Origin of the sequence: Salinisphaera sp. Q1T1-3, assembly GCF_003602005.1 — a bacterium.
Classification (GTDB): Bacteria; Pseudomonadota; Gammaproteobacteria; order Nevskiales; family Salinisphaeraceae; genus Salinisphaera.
Genome location: NZ_QZWD01000048.1, coordinates 1 through 414, shown reverse-complemented (window position 1 = coordinate 414; position 414 = coordinate 1). Strand labels below are relative to the sequence as shown.

The following is a 414-nucleotide window of genomic DNA, read 5'->3' as shown; positions in this document are numbered from 1 at the left end:
GAACATCATCCTTGGTCAATACACGCGGTACTTCAGCGAGCGGGATGTGGATCGTGACCGGAACCGCACGCAATTCCGGGCCAGCAAGCATCATGACCGGAATGACTGTGCGCCCGAGATGCTGGCTTGCGAGTTCTGCGAGAAACTCGGTATGGCCGGGATGCTTGAAGCCAGCATCATAGAGCGGCTTCTTTGCAATAGGGCAGGTGACGACAGCTGATGTCTCACCACGTAATGTCAGGGCCACGGCTCGTTCAATAGCTTCTATAACCCCGGCTGCATTTTCTGGAAGAGGCTTGCCGGGGCTTTCCTTATGCGCATTGACGAGTGGCAATACAGGAAGTTTCTCGCTGAAAATATCAACAGCCTCTGCCGGTGACTCTATTGCGGCAATCGGCACGTCCAAACCAAGAT

At 54.3% G+C, this 414-nt stretch carries 1 protein-coding gene; it reads right to left on the bottom strand.

Annotated elements, in window-relative coordinates; genetic code table 11:
* A partial coding sequence (locus D3260_RS17115) for a 4-hydroxythreonine-4-phosphate dehydrogenase PdxA (RefSeq protein WP_199671576.1) occupies window positions 1-414 on the bottom strand: 414 nt, incomplete at both ends.